The organism is Streptomyces cyaneofuscatus (assembly GCF_000718135.1).
Lineage (GTDB): Bacteria > Actinomycetota > Actinomycetes > Streptomycetales > Streptomycetaceae > Streptomyces > Streptomyces cyaneofuscatus.
The window spans coordinates 531,021-555,413 of the sequence record NZ_JOEM01000001.1; the positions used below are offsets into that span (position 1 = coordinate 531,021).

At 73.5% G+C, this 24,393-nt stretch carries 19 protein-coding genes; 6 read left to right on the top strand and 13 right to left on the bottom strand.

Annotation, left to right across the window (positions count from 1 at the left end; all coding sequences use genetic code 11):
• Positions 1 to 35: 35 nt before the first annotated feature.
• From IF17_RS0102550 to IF17_RS0102560, 3 genes are all read right to left on the bottom strand, one after another.
• Positions 36 to 1,022: a helix-turn-helix domain-containing protein gene (locus IF17_RS0102550; protein WP_030561690.1), complete on the bottom strand. Its 987-nt coding sequence runs from the start codon at positions 1,020 to 1,022 to the stop codon at positions 36 to 38.
• Between the two features lie 266 nt (positions 1,023 to 1,288).
• The gene (locus IF17_RS0102555) at positions 1,289 to 1,969 is read right to left on the bottom strand and encodes a DUF3017 domain-containing protein (RefSeq protein WP_030561692.1); all 681 of its coding nucleotides are present in this window, start codon (positions 1,967 to 1,969) and stop codon (positions 1,289 to 1,291) included.
• Positions 1,970 to 1,992: 23 nt separating this feature from the next.
• Complete coding sequence (locus IF17_RS0102560; protein ID WP_030561694.1) at positions 1,993 to 2,874, bottom strand: bifunctional methylenetetrahydrofolate dehydrogenase/methenyltetrahydrofolate cyclohydrolase; 882 nt, start codon at positions 2,872 to 2,874, stop codon at positions 1,993 to 1,995.
• Between the two features lie 220 nt (positions 2,875 to 3,094).
• Between IF17_RS0102560 and IF17_RS0102565 the strand changes: the two genes are divergently transcribed.
• Positions 3,095 to 3,709: an RDD family protein gene (locus IF17_RS0102565; protein ID WP_030561696.1), complete on the top strand. Its 615-nt coding sequence runs from the start codon at positions 3,095 to 3,097 to the stop codon at positions 3,707 to 3,709.
• Between the two features lie 75 nt (positions 3,710 to 3,784).
• Here IF17_RS0102565 and IF17_RS0102570 read toward each other — a convergent pair whose 3' ends face one another.
• The 3 genes from IF17_RS0102570 to purN form a co-directional block, all read right to left on the bottom strand.
• Positions 3,785 to 5,284 (bottom strand): DUF2079 domain-containing protein, encoded by a 1,500-nt coding sequence (locus IF17_RS0102570; protein WP_030561698.1) that lies wholly within the window; start codon positions 5,282 to 5,284, stop codon positions 3,785 to 3,787.
• A 196-nt stretch (positions 5,285 to 5,480) separates the two neighbouring features.
• Entirely contained in the window at positions 5,481 to 7,034 is a 1,554-nt protein-coding gene (gene purH, locus IF17_RS0102575) for a bifunctional phosphoribosylaminoimidazolecarboxamide formyltransferase/IMP cyclohydrolase (RefSeq protein ID WP_030561700.1), read from the bottom strand.
• Positions 7,021 to 7,677, bottom strand: a complete 657-nt coding sequence (purN, locus tag IF17_RS0102580; RefSeq protein ID WP_030561702.1) for a phosphoribosylglycinamide formyltransferase — start codon at positions 7,675 to 7,677, stop codon at positions 7,021 to 7,023. The genes purH and purN overlap by 14 nt, the downstream gene beginning before the upstream one ends.
• A gap of 261 nt (positions 7,678 to 7,938) precedes the next feature.
• On the opposite strand from purN, the gene IF17_RS0102585 reads away from it, so the two are divergent.
• Entirely contained in the window at positions 7,939 to 8,826 is an 888-nt protein-coding gene (locus IF17_RS0102585) for a hypothetical protein (RefSeq protein WP_030561704.1), read from the top strand.
• On the opposite strand, the gene IF17_RS0102590 is transcribed toward IF17_RS0102585, so the two are convergent.
• The gene (locus IF17_RS0102590; protein ID WP_030561706.1) at positions 8,816 to 10,564 is read right to left on the bottom strand and encodes a cell division protein PerM; all 1,749 of its coding nucleotides are present in this window, start codon (positions 10,562 to 10,564) and stop codon (positions 8,816 to 8,818) included. The genes IF17_RS0102585 and IF17_RS0102590 overlap by 11 nt on opposite strands.
• Before the next feature lie 126 nt (positions 10,565 to 10,690).
• Between IF17_RS0102590 and IF17_RS0102595 the strand changes: the two genes are divergently transcribed.
• A complete protein-coding gene (locus tag IF17_RS0102595) occupies positions 10,691 to 11,977 on the top strand; it encodes a helix-turn-helix domain-containing protein (RefSeq protein ID WP_030561708.1) in 1,287 nt (428 codons plus the stop codon).
• Between the two features lie 103 nt (positions 11,978 to 12,080).
• On the opposite strand, the gene sucD is transcribed toward IF17_RS0102595, so the two are convergent.
• The 5 genes from sucD to IF17_RS0102620 form a co-directional block, all read right to left on the bottom strand.
• Entirely contained in the window at positions 12,081 to 12,965 is an 885-nt protein-coding gene (sucD, locus tag IF17_RS0102600) for a succinate--CoA ligase subunit alpha (protein ID WP_030561710.1), read from the bottom strand.
• Positions 12,966 to 12,984: 19 nt separating this feature from the next.
• Positions 12,985 to 14,166, bottom strand: coding sequence for an ADP-forming succinate--CoA ligase subunit beta (gene sucC, locus IF17_RS0102605; RefSeq protein WP_030561712.1), 1,182 nt, complete (start codon positions 14,164 to 14,166; stop codon positions 12,985 to 12,987).
• Between the two features lie 274 nt (positions 14,167 to 14,440).
• Positions 14,441 to 15,742 carry a VWA domain-containing protein gene (locus IF17_RS0102610; RefSeq protein WP_030561714.1) on the bottom strand — a complete coding sequence of 434 codons (1,302 nt, stop codon included), beginning with the start codon at positions 15,740 to 15,742 and terminating at the stop codon, positions 14,441 to 14,443.
• Positions 15,739 to 18,126: a DUF5682 family protein gene (locus tag IF17_RS0102615; protein WP_030561716.1), complete on the bottom strand. Its 2,388-nt coding sequence runs from the start codon at positions 18,124 to 18,126 to the stop codon at positions 15,739 to 15,741. The genes IF17_RS0102610 and IF17_RS0102615 overlap by 4 nt, the downstream gene beginning before the upstream one ends.
• A complete protein-coding gene (locus tag IF17_RS0102620; RefSeq protein WP_051883852.1) occupies positions 18,123 to 19,280 on the bottom strand; it encodes an ATP-binding protein in 1,158 nt (385 codons plus the stop codon). Before IF17_RS0102620 ends, IF17_RS0102615 begins: the two co-directional genes overlap by 4 nt.
• Positions 19,281 to 19,432: 152 nt before the next feature.
• Between IF17_RS0102620 and IF17_RS0102625 the strand changes: the two genes are divergently transcribed.
• Both IF17_RS0102625 and IF17_RS0102630 read left to right on the top strand, forming a co-directional pair.
• Entirely contained in the window at positions 19,433 to 20,902 is a 1,470-nt protein-coding gene (locus IF17_RS0102625; RefSeq protein WP_244890406.1) for an SWIM zinc finger family protein, read from the top strand.
• Positions 20,903 to 21,003: 101 nt separating this feature from the next.
• Positions 21,004 to 22,638 carry a DUF5691 domain-containing protein gene (locus tag IF17_RS0102630; protein ID WP_030561722.1) on the top strand — a complete coding sequence of 545 codons (1,635 nt, stop codon included), beginning with the start codon at positions 21,004 to 21,006 and terminating at the stop codon, positions 22,636 to 22,638.
• A gap of 53 nt (positions 22,639 to 22,691) precedes the next feature.
• Here IF17_RS0102630 and icmB read toward each other — a convergent pair whose 3' ends face one another.
• Complete coding sequence (gene icmB / locus IF17_RS0102635) at positions 22,692 to 23,105, bottom strand: coenzyme B12-dependent isobutyryl CoA mutase small subunit (protein WP_030561724.1); 414 nt, start codon at positions 23,103 to 23,105, stop codon at positions 22,692 to 22,694.
• A gap of 284 nt (positions 23,106 to 23,389) precedes the next feature.
• Here icmB and IF17_RS0102640 point away from each other — a divergent pair, with 284 nt between their 5' ends.
• Complete coding sequence (locus IF17_RS0102640; protein ID WP_032771636.1) at positions 23,390 to 24,268, top strand: lipase family alpha/beta hydrolase; 879 nt, start codon at positions 23,390 to 23,392, stop codon at positions 24,266 to 24,268.
• Positions 24,269 to 24,393: the final 125 nt, after the last annotated feature.

Below are 24,393 nucleotides of genomic sequence, written 5' to 3' on the forward strand. Positions count from 1 at the left end.
GCACAACCGGTCACGCCCCGCATGCGGGAGGCCCGCTACGTGGTGCAGCCCTTCGTGCCCGCGGTGAGCGTCGCGCAGGCCTTCGCGTCGGCCGCCTTCCGCACCGCGACCATCGGCGTGTACGCCTCCGTGACCGTGACCGCGCCGTTCTGCGCGTCCGCCGCCGCGCCCCCGGTGATCGTCACGGTGTCGCCGGTCCCCGCCTCGGTGAGGCGGGCCCAGGCGGCGGAGCAGACCTCGCTGTACCGGACCTCGACGCGGGCGGTGCCGACCTGGGCGGTGGACACCGTACGGGCGTGGTCGCCGCCGCACCCCATCTCGTCGGGGTTCTGCCCGGCGCAGTCGGCGCCCTGGCACTCGACGCCTGCGGGCGGTTCGGGGGCGGGCTCCTCGGTGGGGGCCTCGCTCGTGGGGGCGGCCGTCGGGGCCGGCGGGGCGGCCTTGGCGGGCTCGTCGCCGCTGGGCGCGAGCATCAGCGCTCCGACGATGACGATGACCGCTCCGGCCGCGCCGACGGCGAGCGTGATCGCATTGCTGCGGCCGCCGGCCGCCCGGCCGGACACACCGCCGCCACGCCGGGCGTCCGCCTGCGGTCCGCCCTGGCGCTGCTGCGGGACCGGGGGGACGGTTCCGCGCCGGGAGGGGACGAAGGGGGCGCGCCCGTCGGTGCGGTGGGGATCGGAGTCGTGGGGGTCGGGGCGGTGGAGGCCGGAGCCGTACGGATCGGGGCGGTACGGGTCGGAGCCGTACGCGTCGAAGCTGTGGACACGCTCGGCCAGCTCCCACATGGCCGTGAGGTGGTGCTGCGGGGTGCCCGTCGCATCGGCGAGGGCCACGACGGCGCGGCGCGGGGGGAGGTTCCGGCCGCTCAAGTACCGCTCCCAGGACGTCTCGTCGAACCCGGTGCGGTCGGCCAGCGCGGTGGTGTTCAGCCCGCTGCGTTCCACGATCAGGCTCAGCTGGCTCGCGAACTCCCTTATGTGCGGGTCGAGTTCCTCGGGTAGTGCCTTCCAATGAGGCATCGCGCCCCCCTTTTTCTGTTCTCCCCGGTGCGTCCCCCGGACCGGTCCGGTCTTCGTCTCTTCGCCCGTAGCGCCGTGACAGCCCGTAGCGCCGTGACAGTCTGCCATCGTTGCGCGGCGATCACACCGTGCCGGAATGGTCACTTCCGTGCCACAGGCCCCAGGCGAGCCTTGTAGCGGCCTTCCGTGTCCATGACGCTTGAGCACGGGACCGTGCCGTCCGTCCCTCCTCGGGGGTGGGGACGGACGGCCCGGGTCCTGCCGCGCTAGCGGATCGTGAAGCGGACCGCGTTCTCCAGGATCGGCACGTCCAGCCACGGATTCGGCTGCGCGACCAGCGCGAGCAGCACGATCAGGGTGCCCATCAGCCCGTACGTCACCAGGTCGGTGAAGCGGGAGCGCACCGCGAGCATGCCGACCGCCGGCACCACCCAGCGCAGCACCGCTCCGGCGATCAGCGCCGCGCCGATCAGGATGGCGCCGATACGGAACGCCTCGGCGAACGGGTCCAGGGCGACGATCAGCAGACCGGCGCCCGCCGTGCCGAGCACGGTGAGCAGCGGCCACTGCCGGGCCGGGGCTGGCGCGTCGCCCGAGGCGGCGCGGCCGCCGCCCTCGGGGCGGGCGGTGTCCCGCGTGAAGAGCGGGAACCGCCGGGTCTTGCGGGGGGCCGACGCCTTGCCGTCCGGCTCCGGGCTCCCGGGCTCGGCGGAGGCGCTGTCCGGCTCGGCGGTGCCGGACGCAGTGGAGCCGCTGCCCGCTTCGGCGCGCGCGGGTTCCGAGGTGCCGCCGTCCGGCTCCGCGGTGCCACTGTCCGGCTCTGCGGTGCCGCCGTCCGGCTCCGCGCGTGCGGGCTCCGCGGTGCCGCCCGCCGCGGCCGCGGCGGGCGCCCCCTCGGCCGCCGGGCCCGCGGGGGCCGGGTCGGCCGGACTCGTACCAGCACCCATGGGGTTCCCTCCGGATCCGGCCGTCAGCCCGCGGCAGCCGCGTCGGCGGCCTCGGCCGCGGTCCGCTCGGCCGCCTCGACCACGTTGACCAGCAGCTGGGCGCGGGTCATCGGGCCCACACCGCCGGGGTTCGGGGCGACCCAGGCCGCCACCTCGCGGACCCCCGGGTGCACATCGCCGACGATCTTGCCGTTCTCGTCCCGGCTGACGCCGACGTCGAGCACGGCCGCGCCCGGCTTGACGTCCTCGGGCTTGATCAGGTGCTGCACCCCGGCGGCGGCGACGATGATGTCGGCCTGGCGCAGGTGCGAGGAGAGGTCCCGGGTGCCGGTGTGGCACTGGGTCACCGTGGCGTTCTCCGACTTACGGGTCAGCAGCAGCGGGATCGACCGGCCGATGGTGACACCGCGTCCGACGACCACCACGTGCGCCCCGTTGATCTCCACGCCGTGCGCGCGGAGCAGCTGGACGACGCCCTGCGGGGTGCACGGCAGCGGGCCGGTCTCGTTGAGGACGAGGCGGCCGAGGCTCATCGGGTGCAGCCCGTCGGCGTCCTTCTCCGGGTCCATCAGCTCCAGGACCCGGTTGGTGTCGATGCCCTTGGGCAGCGGCAGCTGGACGATGTAACCCGTGCACTCCGGGTCGGCGTTGAGCTCCCGTACGACGTCCTCGATCTCCTCCTGGGTGGCGGTGTCGGGGAGTTCGCGCTGGATGGAGCCGATGCCGACCTCGGCACAGTCGCGGTGCTTGCCGTTCACGTACCAGCGGCTGCCCGGGTCGTCCCCGACGAGCAGGGTTCCGAGGCCGGGGGTGATCCCCTGCGCCTTGAGGGCCGCCACACGGACGGTCAGATCGGATTTGATCGCGGCAGCGGTGGCCTTGCCATCGAGAATCTGGGCAGTCATGGACCCATCCTCGCGGATGACCCCGCCCGCATACCAATTGCCTGTGCCCCGCCTCTGACCGAGATTGCACTTGCACAACGTCCGGGGCCCCGGGCTGGACAAACGCGGGTCGTGCTTATAACGATGAAGGCCGCGGTTGTACGGGGGGCGGGCCGCTGAACGTCGTCCTTCCTCCGTGTGGCCATCCGTCCCCACACGTCTGTTGAAGGAACACCCCAATATGAGCTTCGGCGACCCCAACAACCCGTACGGGCAGCAGCCCGGCCAGCCTCCCCAGGGACCGCCGCAGGGGCAGCCGGGCTACGGCTACCCGCAGCAGGCTCCGCAGGGCGTCCCGCAGCAGGGCTACGGCTATCCGCAGCAGCAGCCGGGGTACCCGCCGCAGACGGGGTACCCGCAGCAGCCCGGCCAGCCCTACGGCGGCGGTATGCCGGAGCTGGCGCACTGGGGCCTCCGGGCGGGCGGGCTGATCATCGACGGCCTGATCATCGGCGCGCCGTACCTCCTCCTCGTCGGCATCGGCGGCGCCATGGGTGACGCGGCGGGCGGCATACTCGCCCTGCTCGGCTTCCTCGTGATGATCGGCCTCACCCTCTGGCAGCTGTACCAGGAGGGCACCACCGGCCAGACGATCGGCAAGAAGGCCGTGGGCATCCGCGTGCTGCGCGAGGCCGACGGCCGCCCGCTGGGCTTCGGTATGGCCTTCGTGCGCCGCCTGGCCCACTTCCTGGACAGCATCGCCTGCTACATCGGCTGGCTGTGGCCGCTGTGGGACGAGAAGAAGCAGACGTTCGCGGACAAGGTCTGCTCGTCGGTGGTCATCCGCTCCAAGTGACCCGAGCCGCTCCGCGCTCGCTTCGAAGGCCGCACCCGTCCACCGGGTGCGGCCTTCGCGCGTACGGCACCGGGCTCAGCCCTCCCGTACGCCCGGGATCTCCGCCGGCTCCGGCGTCGTACGCTCCATCACCACGAAGCTGCCGCCCCGGTGCTTGAGCCGGTAGCGCGCCTCGGGGTGGAGCTGCTCGGCGTACGCCACCGGGTCCTGGATCGGGCGTGACCAGCCGAAGTCCAGGTTGATGGCGACGATGTCCGGCGCGGTGCCGGGGGCTCCGCCGATCCAGTAGACGGTCCGGTCGGAGGTGAGGTGGGCCATGAGCGTGATGTCGGTCTCGACCCGCGTCCCGGCCGGGATGGCCTTCAGCGCCGCCCGGGCCGCTTCCGTACGGGCGTCGGTGCTGTAGGAGTCCGGGCGCAGCAGGTCGCGCAGCGGCAGGTGCTGGGTCAGGGCCACGGCGATCGCGACGGAGAGGGGGACGACGGTCTTCGCGTACGAGGCGAGCCAGGGGCGGTCCGATGCGCGGCTGCGGCGGACGCCGTCGGCCATGGCCAGGAAGAGCACCGGCATCAGGATGGCGCTGTAGTGCCAGACCATGCCCCAGTGGTTGCTGTCCTGGGAGAGCAGCCGCCAGCCGAGCGTGGGGACGATCAGCAGCGTCAGCGGCGAGCGCAGCGCCATGAACGCGGTGATGCCGACCAGGAAGACCAGCATCTCGATCTTGGTGGAGGAGTTCAGGACGCCGAGGACCGAGTCCAGCATCGAGACGTCCTGCTCGCCGTTCTTGTCGATCTTCTGCCAGTAGTCGTACGTCCCCGCGCTGCTGGCCGCCGGGATGAGGACCATGAGGGTGACCACGAAGGCGGCCACCCCGAACGCGGCGAGCAGCGCGCCCTGGAGGCGGCGCCCGTACACGAAGAGCAGGATGCCGACGACGGCGACGGTCGCGCCGAGGTCCTCCTTGACCAGGACCAGCGGCAGCGACCAGAGGAGCGCGGCCGTCCACCGTCGCAGGAGCAGCGCGCGGCAGACGAGGGCCAGCAGCGGGACGGCGAAGGCGATCTCGTGGAAGTCGGACTTCACCGCCTCCTGGATGCCCCAGGACAGTCCGTACGCGACGGTGACGCAGAGCCCCGAGCGGCCGCCGAGGAGCTGCTGCGTGGTGCGGCCGACGATGACCGCGCCCAGCGCGAAGAACGCGGCCTGCGCGAAGAGCAGGGACTCGGCGGAGGGCCAGAGCCAGTACAGGGGGGCCAGCAGCGCGACGATCGGGGAGAAGTGGTCGCCGAGGATCAGATAGCCGGGGCCCTTGATGTCGACGATCGGGGCACGGATGTCCGCGTACGCCCGGACCTCCTGCTCGAAGATCCCGAGGTCCCAGGAGGGCGAGCCGAACCGGCTGTACTGGAGGTAGGAGTAGAGGAAGTAGAGCCCGCACAGGACGGCGCCGGTGATCAGGTACGGCCGCAGGGGTACGCGTTCGGCGGTGGCGGGGTCCGGACCGGTGCGCTGCGTGGGCAGCAGCCGTCCCGCCTCCTCCACCAGGTCCGTTCCACTCTTGTTCAGCTCAAGCACGGTGACTGCCCCCGCTGGGATTTCCTGCTGTTCTTCGGACACGGCCGCTCATCGGATACGGCCGTTCATTAGAACAGAGCGGTGAAACGATTCCGTACGACGGACACGGGACAGGGGATACGGGATACCGGATACGGGACACGCCCCGAGGCCGCACCCCGCGCGGGGGTGCGGCCTCGGGGCGTGCGCGTGCCGGTCAGTGGAAGAAGTGGCGCGTCCCGGTGAAGTACATCGTGACGCCCGCCTTCTTCGCGGCCTCGATCACCAGCTCGTCGCGGACGGAGCCGCCGGGCTGGGCGACCGCCTTGATGCCGGCGGCGGTGAGGATCTCCAGCCCGTCCGGGAACGGGAAGAAGGCGTCGGACGCGGCGTACGCACCGGCCGCCCGCTCGGCGCCCGCCCGCTCGACGGCGAGCTTCGCGGAGTCGACGCGGTTGACCTGGCCCATGCCGACGCCGACCGAAGCGCCGTCCTTGGCGAGCAGGATCGCGTTGGACTTGACGGCCCGGGACGCCTTCCAGGCGAAGGCCAGCTCCTTCAGCTCGGCCTCGGAGAGCGCGTCGCCGGTGGCGAGGGTCCAGTTGGCCGGGTCGTCGCCCTCGGCCTGGAGGCGGTCGGTGACCTGGAGGAGCGCCCCGCCGTCGATGTTCTTGACCTCGACCGTGGTGGCCGGGGCCCCGGGGGCGCGCAGCACGCGGATGTTCTTCTTGCGGGCCAGCACCTCGACGGCGCCGTCCTCGTAGGCCGGGGCGACGATGACCTCGGTGAAGATCTCCGCGACCTGCTCGGCCAGCTCGACCGTCACCGGGCGGTTGACGGCGATGACGCCGCCGAACGCCGAGAGCGGGTCGCAGGCGTGCGCCTTGCGGTGCGCCTCGGCGACGTCGTCACCGATGGCGATGCCGCACGGGTTGGCGTGCTTGATGATCGCGACGCACGGCTCGTCGTGGTCGTACGCGGCCCGGCGCGCGGCGTCGGTGTCCGTGTAGTTGTTGTACGACATCTCCTTGCCGTGCAGCTGCTCCGCCTCCGCCAGACCGCCGGTGCCCGAGGTGTAGAGGGCGGCGGGCTGGTGCGGGTTCTCGCCGTAGCGCAGGACGCTCTTACGGGTGAGGGCGTCGCCCAGGAACTCCGGGAGGCCCGAGTCGTCGGCGGGCGCGTAGCCGTCCACGAACCAGGAGGCCACGGCCACGTCGTAGGCGGCGGTGTGCTGGAACGCCTCGGCGGCGAGCCGCTTGCGGGCGGTGAGGTCGAAGCCGCCCGCCTTGACGGCCGCGAGGACGTCCGCGTACCGCTCCGGGCTGGTGACCACGGCGACGGAGGGGTGGTTCTTGGCGGCGGCGCGGACCATGGAGGGGCCGCCGATGTCGATCTGCTCCACGCACTCGTCGTCGGAGGCCCCCGAGGCGACGGTCTCCTTGAACGGGTAGAGGTTCACGACCACCAGGTCGAAGGGCTCGAAGCCGAGCTCGTCGAGCTGCTCGCGGTGGGCGTCCAGGCGGAGGTCGGCGAGGATGCCGGCGTGGACGCGGGGGTGGAGCGTCTTGACGCGGCCGTCCAGGCACTCGGGGAAGCCGGTGAGCTCCTCGACCTTGGTGACCGGTACTCCGGCGGCGGCGATCTTCCCGGCGGTGGAGCCGGTGGAGACGAGTTCGACGCCCGCCTCGTGCAGACCGCGGGCGAGGTCTTCGAGCCCCGTCTTGTCGTAGACACTGACCAGGGCGCGGCGGATGGGCTTATTCACCGACATGACCGAGATGAACCTTTCGTCCCTCAATGCGATGGCCGTCACGGGCGATCCGCCCCACGGCCTCGACGAGCAGCGAGCGCTCGACTTCCTTGATGCGTTCATGGAGGGCGGCTTCGCCCTCCGGGGTGTCCTCCTCGGTCACCTCGACCACGCCCTGCGCGATGATCGGACCGGTGTCGACACCGTCGTCGACGAAGTGGACGGTGCAGCCCGTGACCTTGACGCCGTACGCGAGTGCGTCACGCACTCCGTGGGCGCCGGGGAAGCTGGGCAGCAGGGCGGGATGGGTGTTGACGGTCCGGCCGCCGAAGGCGGCGAGGAACGCGGGGCCCACGATCTTCATGAAACCGGCGGAGACGACGAGGTCCGGGCGGTGCTCGGCGACGGCCGCGGTGAGCGCCTCGTCCCACTCCGCACGCGTCGCGTGGTCCTTGAGCTTGCACACGAACGTGGGGATTCCGGCCCGCCCGGCCCGCTCCGCCCCGCCGGTCCCGTCACGGTCGGCGCCGACCGCGACGACCTGCGCCCCGTAAGCCGCCGGGTCGTCGCCGATGGCGTCGAGCAGGGCCTGGAGGTTGGTGCCGGATCCGGAGACCAGCACGACCAGCCGGGCGGGAGAGGCGGAGGGAGGCGGGGAGGCCACGTCGGGGCCCTTTCTCACGTGATGACCGCGCGGTGACGCAGGTGCGGCGAACTCTTTGTAGGGTCGTACGAAAGAATCGCTTCGCCCGATACGGGGAACCCTACGAACGGGCCGACCGTCAGCAACGATACCGGCACACCGGGCGGCCCCCACGGGACGGGGGCCGGGCCGAGAGGTAGCGTCAGGGGACAGCGAGCCGTCCACCGGGCGGTCGAACCGTCCTTCGGACGGACATGACGAGATGGGGAAGACGTTCACCACATGCCGGACCGACGCCGTCGCACCGCCTTCCGCCTCCCGTCGCCCGCACGGGCCGCTCTGCTGATGCGGGAGCGCCAGTCCTCTTCGCCGGACTCCGCCCCGGAGTCGCCGGACTCCTCGCCCGCCTCCGGTTCCCCCGATTCCCCTTCGCCGGACGCACCGGCGAAGCCCGCCGAAGACAATCCGTTCGCCCCGCCGCCGGCCGGCCGCCCCGACCAGCCGTGGCAGCCGCGCCACCCCTCGGGCTCCAGCCCGGCGAACGGCGGCGACGACGAGGGCTCCGGCGGCCGTTCGTCGTGGGGCAGCCAGTGGAGCAACAAGCAGCCCGGACGGGGCGGCGGCGGCTTCGGCGGCCGCTCCGGTTCCAACGGCCCGGGCGGTAAGGGCGGGCCCGACGGCAGCCCCGGCGGAATGCGCTGGGACCCGACCGACCCCATCCAGCGGCGCGCCCGCTACGCGCTGCTCGGCGGTATCTGGTCCGTCTTCTTCGCCCTCTTCGACCTCACGGAGATCGCCCTGCTGCTGGGCGCGCTCTCGGTGTACTGGGCCGTCAGCGCGCTGCGCGCCCAGCCCAAGAGCCCGGCCGCGACGGAGCGGACGACGGTCGGCGCTGTCACGGGGGCCGCGACTCCGGCCGCCGGTGACGGGGGTGCCTCTCCGGCGCCCACCACGTCCCAGGGCGGTGGGCGCCCGCAGACCACGGCGGCGATCAGCGGTCTGGTGACCGCCCTGCTGGCCCTGATCATCGTGATCACGACGTACACGGTGCAGCTCGTCTACCGCGACTACTACACCTGCGTGAACGACGCCCTGACCAAGACCGGCGCGGTGGCCTGCAACGACCAGCTGCCGAAGCCGCTGGAACCGCTCTTCGGCGTCAAGGAGTAGCGCCCCGGCCGTCGGCGTCGGCGGGCTTGGCTTCGGCGGGCTTGGCGTCCGCCGGTTGCTCCGATGTCTCCTCGGAGCGCAGGGCGGCCGGGATGCGTGCGGGGAAGTCGGCCATCAGTCCGCCGGAGCCCCGCTTGAGGGAGGCCCACCGGGCCTCCCTCGTCTCTTTCTCGTGCCAGGGGTCCGTCGGCAGGAAGTCGTACGGTTCGAAGCCCGGATCGTCCTCGGGCGCACCGCCTGGCGGGGCCGGGCCCCCGGCCGCCGCCCCGGCCGGGCTCTCCTGGACGGTGCTGTCGCTGGGCTCGCCCGTGCGCCAGGGCGCCCACCAGCGGCGGGGCTTCCCGGTTTCCTCCGGCGCCTCCGGCACCGCGTCCACGTCGTTCCCGGCCGTCCCTCCTCGTACGTCCTCGGCGTCCTCGGCTCCCCCGGTGTCCTCCGTCCCCTCCGGCGCGTCCGCGTCCCTGCGCCAGGCCCACCCCCGCTCGCGCAGCCGCCACAGCCGCAGGAGCAGGGCCGCCGGTACACCGATGCCCGCCATCCACCCCAGCGCCGCCGGGCCCGCCAGCCACCACACGGGCCCGAACGCGGCGAGCGCCCCGGACCCCAGCGGGCCGCCCGCCACCGCCGTGAGCAGCGCCGTACCCGCTCCGCACCCCAGCGCGGCCAGCCCGGTCACCAGCACCGTCTCGCGCGGGCTCCAGGCCTGCGCCCGGGGGGCGTCGGCGGGGGCCGCCCGGCGTACGACGCACCAGGCGAGCGCCAGCGCGGCGACGGCCGGGACGGCGAGGGCCGCCCAGTTCAGCGGGGTGGCCGGGCCCTGGTCCGGGGCCGCCGCCAGCAGCGGGAAGTGAGGCACGGCCGGGGTCCCGGTGAGGCCCAGCGGGGTGGCCGTGGCGCCGGTACCGAGCGCGAAGCCGGGGCCGAGCCCGTACGCGGCGCCCCACAGCGCGGCGTTCGGCACCAGCGAAACGGCGAGCAGCAGTACCGCCACGCGCCCCGACCAGTCCCCGGCAAGTGCCAGGAAGGATTCCTGCGCCGCCGCCATGTCCCGCCCCAGGGCCACCGCCACCAGCAGCGCACCCCCGCCGATCAGCACCGCCGCGCCCACCGCCGCCGCCCGGCACGCGGCCTCGGCCCGGTCGCGGAAGAGGGTCCGGGCGACGGCCTCCTGGAGCACCAGGGGCGACCAGGACGGCAGCGGCCCGAACGGGCGCCCCGCCGCCGTCCACACCCCGGCCGCCGCCGCACCGGCCACCACCAGCGCCACCGGGAACGCCAGCGTGTCCGGCACGACGCGCAGCGACCCGTCCCGCGCATAGGCCGCCGCGCCCGCCGCGACCAGCAGGTATCCGGCGGTCACCGCACAGAACGCGCCGGCCTGCGAGGGCCTTCGCCGCCCCTCCTCCGGCTCCGCCGCATCGCGCGCCGCCCGGTGCGCCAGCCAGACGGGGCCCGCCACCAGGAGCAGCGGGACCACGCCGACCGGCGCCGGGATGCCGCTGAGGGTGTCGGGGCGGACGAGTTCGGCGCCGTGCGCGAGGAGCCAGACCGCGGCCGCCGCGCGCAGTGCGCCGCCGGGTCCGCTGTCCGGGTACGGGGAGCTGATCCAGAGCACCGTCACCAGCACGGCCAGCGAACCGAGACCCAGCCCGGCGGCGGCCACGCCTCGCAGAAAGGCGGAGGCCAGGGCGAGGGTCCTGGTCCGTTCGGGCGGCAACATCGGGCTGCGTTCGGTCATTTGGGTCACGCCGCCCATGCTCCCAACGACACGCGCTTATCCCGCGTAACGCGCGAAGAGCCGCCGTGTCGCTCAATATACGTTTATGTACTTTTTCACCCAGTGCAGCGCTGCCGGGGGTCGTCCATGACCCGGAGCACCACCGACGAGGCCGCTGCACCGCCGCTGCCCTCCTCCCCCAAGGAGCGCCGCAGACTGCGCGAGGCGAAGTCGCTGAGCGAGGAGCAGGTGGCGGCGGCCGTGGGCGTGACACGTGCCACCGTGCGCTCCTGGGAGACGGGGCGCACGACCCCGCGCGGCCGCAAGCGGGCGCTGTACGCGAAGCTCATCGCGCCCGATCCGAGGCCGAAGCGGAAGCCGAAGTCGCCTGCCGCGCCCCTTCCCGTGAAAGGGCCCGAGGTGGCACCTGTGCTTGAGGTGGTGCACGAGGCCGAGGCGACCCCCGCACCCGAGATGGCCCCCGCACCTGAGCCTGGGCCGACGCATGAACCTGAGGCGGCACCAGCGCCCGAGGCGGCCCTCGCGCCCCCACCGGCCCCACCGGCCCCCACGAGCCCTCCTCCTCCCCCGGAGCCCGACCCCGCCACCCCCCGGCTCTCCCCCGACGAGGCGTTCGACGCGCTGTACGCCCACGCCGCCCCCGGCCTCGTACGGCAGACCTACCTCCTGACCGGCCGCCGCAGCCTGGCCCGGGAGTCCGTCGAGCGGGCCTTCCAACTGGCCTGGCACCGCTGGCCCGAGGTGGCCGTGGACCGGGATCCGGTCGGCTGGGTGCGCGCGGCGGCGTACGAGTACGCGATGTCCCCCTGGCACCGGCTGCGCCGCGTCCACCGGCACCCCGACGCCCCGCCCTCCGAACCGGCCCGGCGGGCCCTGTTCGAGGCGCTGCTCGAACTCCCCCCGGCCTACCGGCGGACCCTGCTCCTCTACGACGGGGTCGGCCTGGACCTGCCGGAGACCGCCGCCGAGACGGAGGCGTCCACTCCGGCGGCGGCGGGGCGGCTGGAGGTGGCCCGGGCCGCCGTCGCCGAGCGGCTGCCCGAACTGGCGGCCGCCGCCTCGCCCGCCGAACAGTCCGAGCTGCTCCACGACCGGCTCGGCGGACTCGCCCGCGCCGAACACGTCCCGGCCCCGCCGCCCGCCCGCGACGTGCGCACCGGCAGCGAGAACAAGGCGCGGCTCTGGACCAGGGCCGCCATCGCCTTCGCCGCCCTGCTCATCGGCGCGACCGCCCTGACCCTGCACACCGCGCCCACGCACTACGAGCAGCCCCTCTCGCCCCCCGAACGGGTCGGGGGCGTACCGCCGCGCGGTGGTCCGCAGAAGCTGACCCCGCAGGACCTGAAGCTGCAGAAGTCGCTGAAGGAGCAGCTGGCGCACGGCCCGGAACGGCTGGTGCCACGCATTCCTTGACCTACGGATCGACCTGCGGAAACGCCGAACGGCGCGGGCCCGCACCCCTGATCGAGAAGGGGGTGCAGGCCCGCGCCGTTCACGCGTGGTGCGGCTGCCTGGCTCAGGCGCCGAGGATCTCGCGCGCCAGCTTGGCGGTCTCGGTCGGGGTCTTGCCGACCTTCACGCCGGCGGCCTCGAGGGCCTCCTTCTTCGCCTGGGCGGTGCCGGAGGAGCCGGAGACGATGGCGCCCGCGTGGCCCATGGTCTTGCCCTCGGGGGCGGTGAAGCCCGCGACGTAACCGACGACCGGCTTCGTGACGTTCTTCGCGATGAAGTCGGCGGCACGCTCCTCGGCGTCGCCGCCGATCTCGCCGATCATCACGATGAGGTCGGTCTCCGGGTCCGCCTCGAACGCCGCGAGGGCGTCGATGTGCGTCGTACCGATGACCGGGTCGCCACCGATGCCGACGGCGGAGGAGAAGCCGATGTCACGGAGCTCGTACATCATCTGGTAGGTCAGCGTGCCGGACTTGGACACGAGACCGATGCGGCCGGGCTTGGTGATGTCGCCCGGGATGATGCCGGCGTTGGACTGGCCGGGGGTGATGAGACCCGGGCAGTTCGGGCCGATGATCCGGGTCTTGTTGCCCTTCTCGTTCGCGTACGCCCAGAAGGCGGCGGAGTCGTGAACGGCGATGCCCTCGGTGATGACGACCGCGAGCGGGATCTCGGCGTCGATCGCCTCGACGACGGCGGCCTTGGAGAAGGCCGGCGGGACGAAGAGGACGGAGACGTTGGCGCCCGTCTTCTCGATCGCCTCGGCGACGGAGCCGAAGACCGGTACCTCGGTGCCGTCGAAGTCGACGGACGTGCCCGCCTTGCGCGGGTTCACGCCACCGACGATGTTGGTGCCGTCGGCCAGCATGAGCTTGGTGTGCTTCATGCCCGTGGCGCCGGTCATCCCCTGGACGATGACCTTGCTGTCCTTGGTGAGGAAGATAGCCATGGTGTGGAGTCCCTCGTCCTTACTTCGCAGCCGCGGCGAGCTCGGCGGCCTTGTCGGCCGCGCCGTCCATGGTGTCCACACGCTGCACGAGCGGGTGGTTGGCGTCGGAGAGGATCTTGCGACCGAGCTCCGCGTTGTTGCCGTCGAGACGCACGACCAGCGGCTTCTCGACCTTCTCGCCCTTGGACTCGAGCAGCGCGAGCGCCTGCACGATGCCGTTGGCGACCTCGTCGCACGCGGTGATGCCACCGAAGACGTTGACGAAGACGGACTTGACGTCCGGGTCGCCGAGGATGATCTCCAGGCCGTTCGCCATGACCTCTGCGGAGGCGCCGCCACCGATGTCGAGGAAGTTGGCGGGCTTCACGCTGCCGTGGTTCTCACCGGCGTACGCGACGACGTCCAGGGTCGACATGACCAGACCGGCACCGTTACCGATGATGCCGACCTCGCCGTCGAGCTTGACGTAGTTGAGGTTCTTGGCCTTGGCGGCAGCCTCGAGCGGGTTGGCTGCGGCCTTGTCCTCCAGCGCCTCGTGGCCCGGCTGGCGGAAGTCGGCGTTCTCGTCGAGCGAGACCTTGCCGTCCAGCGCCAGGATGCGGCCGTCCTTGGTCTTCACCAGCGGGTTCACCTCGACGAGGAGCGCGTCCTCGGCGACGAAGGTGTCCCACAGCGTGACCAGGACCTCGGCGACCTTCTCGGCCACCTCGGCCGGGAACTTCGCCTGGGCCACGATCTCGCGGGCCTTGACGATGTCCACACCGGAGTTGGAGTCGACCGGGACCTTCGCGAGGGCCTCGGGGGTCTTCTCCGCGACCTCCTCGATGTCCATGCCGCCCTGCACCGAGGCCATGGCCAGGAAGGTGCGGTTGGTGCGGTCCAGGAGGTACGAGACGTAGTACTCCGCCTCGATCTCCGGCGACAGCTCGGCGATCATCACCTTGTGGACCGTGTGGCCCTTGATGTCCATGCCGAGGATGTCGGTCGCCCGGGCGACCGCCTCGTCGGCGTCGGCGGCGAGCTTGACGCCACCGGCCTTGCCGCGGCCGCCGACCTTCACCTGCGCCTTGACGACAGACTTGCCGCCCAGCTTCTCGGTCGCCTCGCGGGCTGCCTCAGGCGTGTCGATGACTTCACCGGCCAGCACCGGTACACCGTGCTTGGCGAAGAGGTCCCTCGCCTGGTACTCGAACAGGTCCACGCGCGTCCGTCCCTTTTAAGTGGTATCGCGGTTCGTTCTTCTGCGTGGGCAGTGCCGCGAAGGGCAACGTGACTGCTCTGTCACTACGGAGGCGCACACGGTGTCCGAGTACGCGGCATGTCCATCCGGCAGGTTATCCCCGCACTCCGTGTGACCCTAAATCGCAGATCACACCTGAGCGGTGATAACGGTCACAGAGGGTGCCGGACGGGCGTGTCCTGCGGGGTGTCCGCGGGTGTCCCGTGGTGCGTCACACGGCCGGCTCTTCCCGCGTCTACGACCCGGTCTCCTTGTCCGGTATGGGCAGGGGCCGCTTCTCGATCGCGGCGGCCATGATGTCCGGGAAGAGGTCCGGCGTACAGGCGAACGCGGGGGCGCCCAGCGCGCCGAGTGCTGCCGCGTGCTCGTGGTCGTAGGCGGGGGCGCCCTCGTCGGAGAGGGCGAGCAGGGTCACGAACTGCACCCCGGACGCCTTCATCGCCGCCACCCGCTTGAGCATCTCGTCGCGGATGCCGCCCTCGTAGAGGTCGCTGATGAGGACGACGACGGTGTCCGCGGGGCGGATGATCTTCGACTGGCAGTAGGCGAGCGCCCGGTTGATGTCGGTGCCGCCGCCGAGCTGGGTGCCGAAGAGGACGTCGACCGGGTCGTCGAGCTGGTCGGTGAGGTCGACGACCGCCGTGTCGAAGACGACGAGACGGGTGTCGAGGGTGCGCATGGAGGCGAGGACCGCGCCGAAGACCGAGGCGTAGACGACGGAGGCGGCCATCGAGCCGGACTGGTCGATGCAGAGGATGACGTCCTTCTTCACCGACTGTGAGGCGCGGCCGTAGCCGATGAGGCGCTCGGGGACGACCGTGCCGGTGTCCGGGCCGCCGTCCGTACCGGGGATGGTCAGGTAGTTCTTCAGGTTGGCCCGGATGGTGCGGTCCCAGTCGATGTCCCGGTGGCGCGGCCGGCTGATCCGCGCCGAGCGGTCCAGGGCCCCGGTGAGGGTGGCCCGGGTGCGGCTCTCCAGCCGCTTCTCCAGGTCGTCGACGACCTTGCGGACGACGGCCCGCGCGGTCTCCTTGGTCGTCTCGGGCATGGCCTTGTTGAGGGAGAGCAGGGTGCCGACGAGATGGACGTCCGCCTCGACGGCCTCCAGCATCTCGGGCTCCAGGAGCAGCGCGGAGAGGCCGAGCCGGTCGATCGCGTCGCGCTGCATGACCTGGACGACGGAGCTGGGGAAGTACGTACGGATGTCGCCGAGCCAGCGGGCCACGGAAGGGGCGGACGCGCCGAGCCCGGCCGAACGTCCGCCGCCACCCCGGCCGCCGGGCTTCTTCCCGCCGCCCCCGCCGTACAGCGCGTTCAGTGCGCCGTCCATCGCGGCGTCCTGGCCGGTGAGCGTGCAGCCGGTGCTCTCCGCGCTGTCCGCGCCGAGCACCATGCGCCAGCGCCGCATCCGCTCGCCGTCGGCGGGAGGCGCCGAGGGGTGCGTGCGCTCTGTCTCCGTGTCCACCGTCTTCCCCGTTCGGTCGTGGTCCTGTGTCGCGTGGTCCTGTGCCGCGTGCCGGGTGGCGTGTGCGGTCATGCGGTCGCCTCCGCCAGTACGGGGGTGCGGCCGAGGAGCAGGTGCAGTACCGGCTCCACCGCATCGGCCCGGTCCTGGTCGAGGCCGGGGCCGAAGCCCGGGTAGGCGTGGTCCGTGCCGTCGTTCCGGGCGCCCTCGGGGACGGGGCCGCGCCGGACCAGCTCGCCGAGGGTGCGGCGTACGCCCGGTTCGTAGGCGGAGAACGTACGGCGCAGGAGCGGCAGCACGTCGGTGAACGTGTCGGCGGGGACGCCGGTGAGCCACGCGTCGACCAGGGAGAGCAGCCGCTCGTCGTGGACCAGCAGCATGCCGCCGCCGGACGCCCCGCCGACGAACCCCTCGATCCAGGCCGCCGCGTCGGTGGGCGGAGTGCCGGGCGAGAGGGCCAGGCCCATCAGCAGGGCCGCCTCGTCCTCGGTCAGCCGCCCCTCGTCGAGGAGGAGCCGGGTGGCGCGGCCCCGGATGATCCCGGCGACCGTGTCCCGGCCGGCCAGCTTGCGCAGGACGGCGCCCCAGCGGTCCCGGAGCCCTTCGGCGGGCGTGGCTTCGGCTCCGGCGGGCGTGGCGCCCGCGACGAGGAGCCCGATCGCGCTGTGCACCCCGTCGACCTGGCGGCGCAGCGCCTCGGCCCCGTCCGCGTCGAGGCCGGTGCAGGCCGGGGGCAGGCCGACGCAGATCCGCTCGGCGAGCCCGGCGGCGACCTCGGCGAGCGCGGCCGTGTCGGTGGAGCGCACGTCCCCGTAGCGGAGTGAGCGGGCGAGGGCGGGGAGGGCGTCGGCGAGGTGGCCGACGTCCGCGTCGAGTGCGGCGCGGTCGGCGAGCGCCTTCATGACGACGGGCAGCGCCTCGGGCAGTCGGGCCAGCAGGCAGTGCTCGGCGAGGGCGGTGACCTCGGAGAGCGCGGTCGCCGCGAGGGCTTGGGACTCGGCCTTCGCCGTGGCGGCGGTCGCGACCGTGGTGCCCCACACCCCGGCCTCCGCGACCCGGACGTGCAGCTCCGGCTCCCAGCGCAGCCGCCAGCTCTCCCGGAAGGTGCCGGTGCTGCCCCGGCCCTCGGCCGGTTCGCCCCAGCCGATGGAGAGGAGGCGCAGCCGGTGCAGGAGGCGGCTCCTGGCCGCGTCGGTCTCCTTGCGCAGGTCGAGGTCGAGCTCCCGCTCCAGCGCCTCCGGCTTGAGCCTCAGGGTGCGCTGGCTGCGGGTCAGGTCGCGTTGGAGCGGGACGGCGGGGGCGCTGTCGGGCACCTCGCCGAGGGTCTCGCCGACCACCAGGCGGTCCTGGATGAGCGCGAGGGGTACGTCGGAGCCCTCGCACATCACGGCCCGTACCGCGTCGGTGGTCTCGCTCAGCCCCGCCAGCGGGCGGCCCCGCATCGCGGCGAGCGACTCGGCGAGCCGGACGGCCTCGATGACATGGGCGGTGGAGACGAACCGGTCCTCCTCGCGGAGCAGCCCGGCGACCTTCGTCATCCAGCGCTCGATCGGCCGGTCGGCGGCGCCGAAGAGGTGCCCGTACCAGCCGGGTGAGTCGATCCCGGCACCGTAACCGCTGTGCCGGGCCAGCCTGCGGTGGGTCCACGGCACCCATGTCATCTCGGCCTTGACCTTGGGGAGCCCCTTGAGGAGGGCGCGGTCGGCGGCGAGGGTGGTGCGGGCGGCGAGCGCGGGGACGTGCCAGGCGCCGCAGACGACGGCGACGCCGTCCCCGAACTCCTTGCGGGCGGTACGCAGCTGGATCCGCATGTACGCCTCGCGCACGGCGTCCCGGGGGTGGCCGCCGTCCCCGTACGCCTCGCGCAGGGCCGTCATGGCCTCCGCGAGCGCGGTGAACGGGGCGAGCGCGTCGGCGGTGGCGTCGGCGGCTGGTGAGCGGTGCTCGACGACGTCCTCCCACCAGCGCTCGGGGTCGTCGTATCCGGCGGTCTCCGCGAGCACGCGGATCGGGTCGACGTGGGGGGTGGCTTCCTGCTCAGGGAGCTCAGGAGTCTCGGCGGGTCCGGTCTCCTCGCCCGGCCGGTCTCCGTGGGGCTCCTTCAGGGCGAGGGAGTGGGTGGCGGGGAGGTCGATGAAACGCACCGGGACGTCGTGGGCCAGCGCCCAGCGGATCGCCACCCACTCCGGCGAGAACTCGGCCAGCGGCCAGAACGCGGCCCGCCCCGGGTCGTCCACGGCATGGGCGAGCAGCGCGACGGGCGGGCGCATCTGCGGGTCGGCGGCGAGCGGCAGCAGTGCGTCGCCCTCGGGCGGCCCCTCGATGAGCACGGCGGCCGGCCGCGCGGCGTCCAGCGCGGCGCGGACCGCGCGGGCCGAACCGGGGCCGTGGTGCCGCACGCCCAGCAGCAGCGGCCCGGCGACGGCGACGGCCCCCGTGGCGTTCCGGCCGCTCATACGGAGACCTCACGGCAGGCGCGGTAGAAGTCCTTCCAGCCGTCCCGCTCGCGCACCACGGTCTCCAGGTACTCCTGCCAGACCACGCGGTCCGCGGCCGGGTCCCGGACGACCGCGCCGAGGATGCCCGCGGCGACATCGCCGGGGCGCAGGATGCCGTCGCCGAAGTGGGCGGCGAGAGCGAGGCCGTTGGTGACGACGGAGATCGCCTCGGCCGTGGAGAGCGTGCCCGAGGGCGACTTGAGCTTGGTGCGCCCGTCGGTGGTGACGCCGTCGCGCAGCTCCCGGAAGACCGTCACCACGCGCCGGATCTCGGCGAGCCCCTCGGGGGCGGCGGGCAGGTCCAGCGAGCGGCCGATCTGGTCCACGCGCCGGGAGACGATGTCGACCTCGGCGTCGGGCGTCGCGGGCAGCGGCAGGACGACGGTGTTGAACCGGCGGCGCAGCGCGCTGGAGAGCTCGTTGACACCCCGGTCGCGGTCGTTGGCCGTGGCGATGACGTTGAAGCCGCGGACGGCCTGGACCTCCTGTCCCAGCTCGGGGATGGGGAGGGTCTTCTCGGAGAGGATCGTGATGAGCGAGTCCTGCACATCGGCGGGGATGCGGGTCAGCTCCTCGACCCGGGCGGTCATGCCGTCCGACATGGCCCGCATGAGCGGGCTGGGCACCAGCGCGTCGCGGCTGGGGCCGTGGGCGAGCAGCTGGGCGTAGTTCCACCCGTAGCGGACGGCTTCCTCCGGGGTGCCCGCGGTGCCCTGCACGAGCAGGGTGGAGTCGCCGCTGACGGCGGCGGCGAGATGCTCGGACACCCAGGTCTTGGCGGTCCCGGGGACGCCGAGCAGGAGCAGCGCGCGGTCGGTGGCCAGGGTGGTCACGGCCACCTCGATCAGCCGGCGCGGGCCCACGTACTTGGGTGTGATCACCGTGCCGTCGGGCAGTGTCCCGCCCTGGAGATAGGTCGCGACGGCCCAGGGCGACAGGCGCCAACGGGCGGGCCTGGGGCGGTCGTCGGCGGCGGCGAGCGCCTTCAGCTCATCGGCGAACGCGTCCTCGGCGTGCGGGCGCAGGGCCTCGGCACCGGACGCCTCGCCGACGGCGGCGGTGGTCGTGGCGATGGTCGTTGCAGTCGTGGCGGTGGTTTCGGGCACGGTCATGGATCCCCCTCCAGATCGTCGACAGATTCGGTCGACCTGACGTGGTTCCCACCGTGCACCATGCCACTGACAACGGGCCTCCAGACCGCTCCCACCAGGGCTCTGATCGCAGGTCAGGGGGATTGTCAGTGGTGCCGCCTACCGTCGTTCCCATGCTGCTATCTCACGGGGGAGAACCCTTGCCCGCCACGGAATCGGTGGCGCGCTGGACGGTGGAGCAGGTGTTGTCCCTGGCTCCTGACGACGCATCACGCAAGGCGGGGAACAAGCTGGCCACGGCCGGACACTGGTCGGGCACCGGCTTCGACGGATCGGGGGCGGTGTGGGGGCTGTGCAAGGGGAGCGGGAGCAAGCCGTATCAGACGGTGGTCGACACCACGGGCCCCGCGTACACGTGCAGTTGTCCGAGCCGGAAGTTCCCCTGCAAGCACGCGCTGGGCCTGCTGCTGCTCCGGGCGTCCGGCGACGGGTCGGTCCCGCAGGGTGAGCCGGCCGACTGGGCCGCGCAGTGGCTCACGGCCCGCCGGGGGCGGGCGGAGGCCAAGCAGGCCAAGCAGGAGGCCGCCGCGAGCGGGGAGGCGGCCCCCGGACCCGCCGGCGACGCCGCCGCCAGGAAGCGGGCGGAGCGCCGGGCGGAGCGCGTCACCGCAGGGGCGCTGGAGCTGGAGCAGCGCCTGACGGATCTGCTGCGGGGCGGGCTCGCCACCGCCGATCGCGCGGGGTACGCCCTGTGGGAGGAGACCGCCGCCCGCATGGTCGACGCGCAGGCGCCCGGGCTGGCGGGCCGGGTGCGGGAGTTGGGGGCCATACCCGGTTCCGGGCCGGGCTGGCCGGTGCGGCTGCTGGAGGAGTGCGGCCTGCTCCATCTGCTGGACACGGCCTGGCTGGGCCGGGAGCGGCTGCCGGACCCGCTGGCCGCCACGGTGCGTACGCGGGTGGGGCTCCCCGTGTCCGCCGAGGGCCCGCCGGTCCGCGACCGCTGGCTGGTCCTCGCGCAGTACGACACGCCGGACGGCCGGCTCACCACCCGGCGGATCTGGCTGTACGGAAGGGAGTCGGGCCGCACGGCCCTGCTGCTCTCCTTCGGCGCGATGGGCCGCGCCCCGGAGCTCGCGCTGCCGGTGGGCGTCACGATCGACGCCGAGCTCACGCCGTACCCGGGCGGCGGGCTCCGGGCCGATCTGGGGCGGCAGTTCGCCCCGCCCGCCGCGGCGCCGGGCACCCCGGTGCCGGACACCCCGCCGCCGGGCGGCTCCACCGCGGCCGCCCTCGCGGCGTACGGGGAGGCGCTGCGGGGCGATCCCTGGCTCGACGCCTGGCCGGTCACCCTGCGGGACGTCATACCCGTGCCGTCCGAGGGCGGCTGGCAACTGGCCGACGCGGAGGGCGCGTCCGCGCTGCCCCTCTCCTCGGCGGCGCTGTCCCGTCCGGGGCTGTGGAAGCTCGTCGCGCTCTCCGGCGGCGGCCCGGTCACGGTCTTCGGCGAGCTGGGCCACCGCGGCTTCGACCCGTTCGCGGCCTGGGACACGGGAGGTACGGGGGGCGGGGACAGTTCCGGTTTCGGGGACGGTTCCGGGTCCGGGGCCGCGGAGGTCGCCGACGGGGCCGTACGGCTCATCTGACCTGTGCGGGCCACCGCGCTCCCCCACTCGCCCCCATTCACCGATCACCCATCTCCGCCGCCGACCGCGTGAACGCCCTGAACGCCACCGAAGGGGACCCGATGCCTCCCACCACCACCGGCCCGACCACGGCCTCAGTCCACCCCCTCGCCGCCCTCCCCTGGGAGGAGCTGGTCACCTCGGCGCTGCTGGGCACCGACCGCCGCCCGCCGGCGGCTCCCGGGGGCCCGGTGCCGGCCGACGGCCCGGCCGCCCTGCTGGACGCCGCCGCCCTGCACACCGTGCGGCGGCGGGCCGGGCTGCTGCCCGCCGTGCCGGGGGCCAGGCCCGCGCCCGCGCCGCACGACCCGCGCCCGCAGCTCCCCGAGGCGGCCCGGCACCGGCTGGCCCAGCTGCTCGCCGACCGGGCCGCGCCGGCCGCCTCCGGGCGGCGCGGAGCCGCGCCCGACCTCACCGAGCTCATCCCGCAGTGGCTGGCCACCGCCAACCGGCGCGGGTTCCGGGCCCCGGCCGACCTGGTGCCGCCGCTGCTGGACGCCGCGCGGGCCCGCACCGACCTGCGCCCGCAGGCGCTCGCGTTCGCCGGGCCGCTCGGCCTGTGGCTGGCCGCGCTGAACCCCGAGTGGAAGTTCGCCCTGCGCGGTGGAGCGGGCGGCTCGCTCGTCCCCGACACCGGCGATCCGGAGGCGGTGGGCCGGCTGTGGGAGGAGGGGCTGTTCGCGGAGCGGGTCGCGCTGCTCGATGCCGTACGGACGCGGGATCCGGCCGCGGCGCTCGCCCTGCTCACCACCACCTGGTCCACCGAGCGGGCCGAGGACCGGCTGATGTTCCTGGACTCCCTGCGGAACGGGCTCGGGGCGGAGGACGAGGAGTTCCTGGAGCAGGCGCTCGCCGACCGCAGCCGCAACGTGCGCGCCACGGCGGCCGAGCTGCTCTCCGCCCTGCCCGCCTCGGCGTTCGCCGGGCGGATGGCGGCCCGTGCGACGTCGTGCGTCAACCCCGACCGTACGGGGGCGGGCGCGTCCATCGCCGTGGAGGCACCGCACGAGTGCGACGCCGGGATGCGGCGCGACGGGGTGGTGGCCGATCCGCCGACGGGCCGGGGCGAGCGGTCCTGGTGGCTCGGGCAGTTGGTGGAGGCGACGCCGCTCGGGGTCTGGCAGGAGCGGTTCGGCGGGCGCCCGGCGGCGGAGATCGTGGCGCTGCCGGTCGCCGACGACTGGGCGGGCGAGCTGCACGCCGCCTGGTGCCGGGCCGCGGTGCGCCAGCGCCACCCGGAGTGGGCGCGGGCCCTGCTGGGTGAGCCGTCGGCGCCCCCGGCCGGCGCGCCCGGGCCCACGTCGATCGCCGAGCGGTCCAAGCTCCTCGCGGTGCTGTCCGAGGCCGAACGGGCCGACTGGGTGGCCGCGTTCATCGCCGCGCACGGGCTGTCGGAGGCGTTCCAGCTGCTCGGGGTCTGCACGGTGCCGTGGTCGGGCCCGCTCGGGCGCGCCGTGGTCGACGCACTCGACATCGCGCGGGACGGCGGGAGTTACCCGTGGAGCTTCAGCGGGGTGATGGGCCTGGCCGAGCGCTGCCTCGACCCGGCCGAGGCCGACCGCCTGGAGGTCCTCACGGCCACCCCGGACGAGCAGGAGGGGGCGTCGCCGGGGGCCGGGGGGTACTGGTCGGAGGCGTTCCAGCGCCTGGTCTCCACGCTGCGCCTGCGCGCCGCGATGGAGGCGGAGCTCACCTGACCGCACCTGACGCCCGCCCCCGGCCGCGACCCGCACCCCCGGGCCCGGGGGCGTCAGGCCTGCGCGGGCTGGCGGACGTTCGCGTTCACCCAGCTGACGATCTCGGTCGTCGTCGCACCCGGGGTGAAGAGCTCCGCCACGCCCAGCTGCTTCAGCGGGGCGATGTCGTCCTCCGGGATGATCCCGCCGCCGAACACCTTGATGTCCTCCGCCTCCCGCTCCTTCAGCAGCTCGATCACCTTCGCGAACAGCGTGTTGTGCGCCCCGGAGAGGATCGAGAGGCCGATGGCGTCGGCGTCCTCCTGGATCGCCGTGTCGACGATCTGTTCGGGTGTCTGGTGGAGCCCCGTATAGATGACCTCCATACCGGCGTCCCGCAGCGCCCGCGCGATCACCTTGGCCCCGCGGTCATGGCCGTCGAGTCCCGGCTTGGCCACCACCACACGGATCGGACCGGTCACACCCATCACTGCCTCCACATGGTCTCCCGTGCCTGAAGGGCCGGGGATGTGAACGAACGTTATCCACAGCATCCCGCAAGCCGCCGTTTCGCGGCAGGCGGGGAGGGGGAAATCACACGTGGGACATGTTCGCCAGGCGCCGTCCCCCGTAGAACGCGGCAATCCGGCCGCCGCGGGGACCGGCGCGGGGAGAGCCGCTATCGAGGTCGCCGTACCACCGTGCCGCCAGCCGCACGGCACGGTGGTACGGCCCGTCGCCGCCTCCCGGTGCGCCAGTGCAGGAGGTCGGCGTGAAGGTCCTCCCCATTCTCTCCCTACTGCCCCGCCTCCCCCGGCTGCCGGGCCCCCGGCTCTCCACCGCGCTGCTCGGCGCCACCGTGCTGGAGCTCGTGGTCCTCACCGGCCATCTGGCCGCCTATCCCTTCGGCCTCACCCAGGAGCGCGCCCCCCAGGAGCGCCGCACCCCGGAACGCCCCGTCCCGGGCCTGCCGACGGGCCCGCCCACCCTGCCCGGCTCCCCCGTCGCCGAACGGCCCGTCGTCCTGCTGCACGGGTTCATCGACAACCGCTCCGTCTTCGTCCTGCTGCGCCGCGCGCTCGCCCGGCACGGCCGCCGCCACCTGGCGTCCCTCAACTACTCGCCGCTCACCCGCGACCTGCGCACCGCCGCCGAGCTGCTCGGACGCCACGTGGAGGAGATCTGCGCCCGCACCGGGCAGCGGGAGGTCGACATCGTGGGCCACAGCCTCGGCGGCCTGATCGCGCGCTATTACGTACAACGCCTGGGCGGCGACCACCGGGTGCGCACCCTCGTCACGCTCGGCACCCCGCACGGCGGCACCGCCGTCGCGCCCGGGGCCGGCCTTCACCCCATCGTGCGGCAGATGCGCGGCGGCTCCCCGCTGATCGAGGAGCTGCGCCTCCCCGCCCCCGGGTGCCGGACCCGGTTCGTCAGCTTCTGGAGCGAGCTGGACCAGGTGATGGTCCCGGTCGGGACGGCCTGCGTGGACCACCCCGACCTCGACGCCGTCAACGTACGCGTCACCGGAATCGGGCATCTCGCGCTGCCGGTGCACCCGGCGGTCGCCGCCGCGGTCCGTGAGGCTCTGGAGTCACAGGAGGCCCGGGAGGGCACAGCGCCCTCAACCGGAACGTCTTCTGTCGCTTAAAATAGAACATCTCTCGAACATAGAGCCAAGCATCTGTCTGCCGTCCACCGAAAGACGGCCGATTGCCCGTTTCCTGAGGACGCAAAACCTGCCGAAGATTGTCGTCCTCACATACTGCCGGGTAC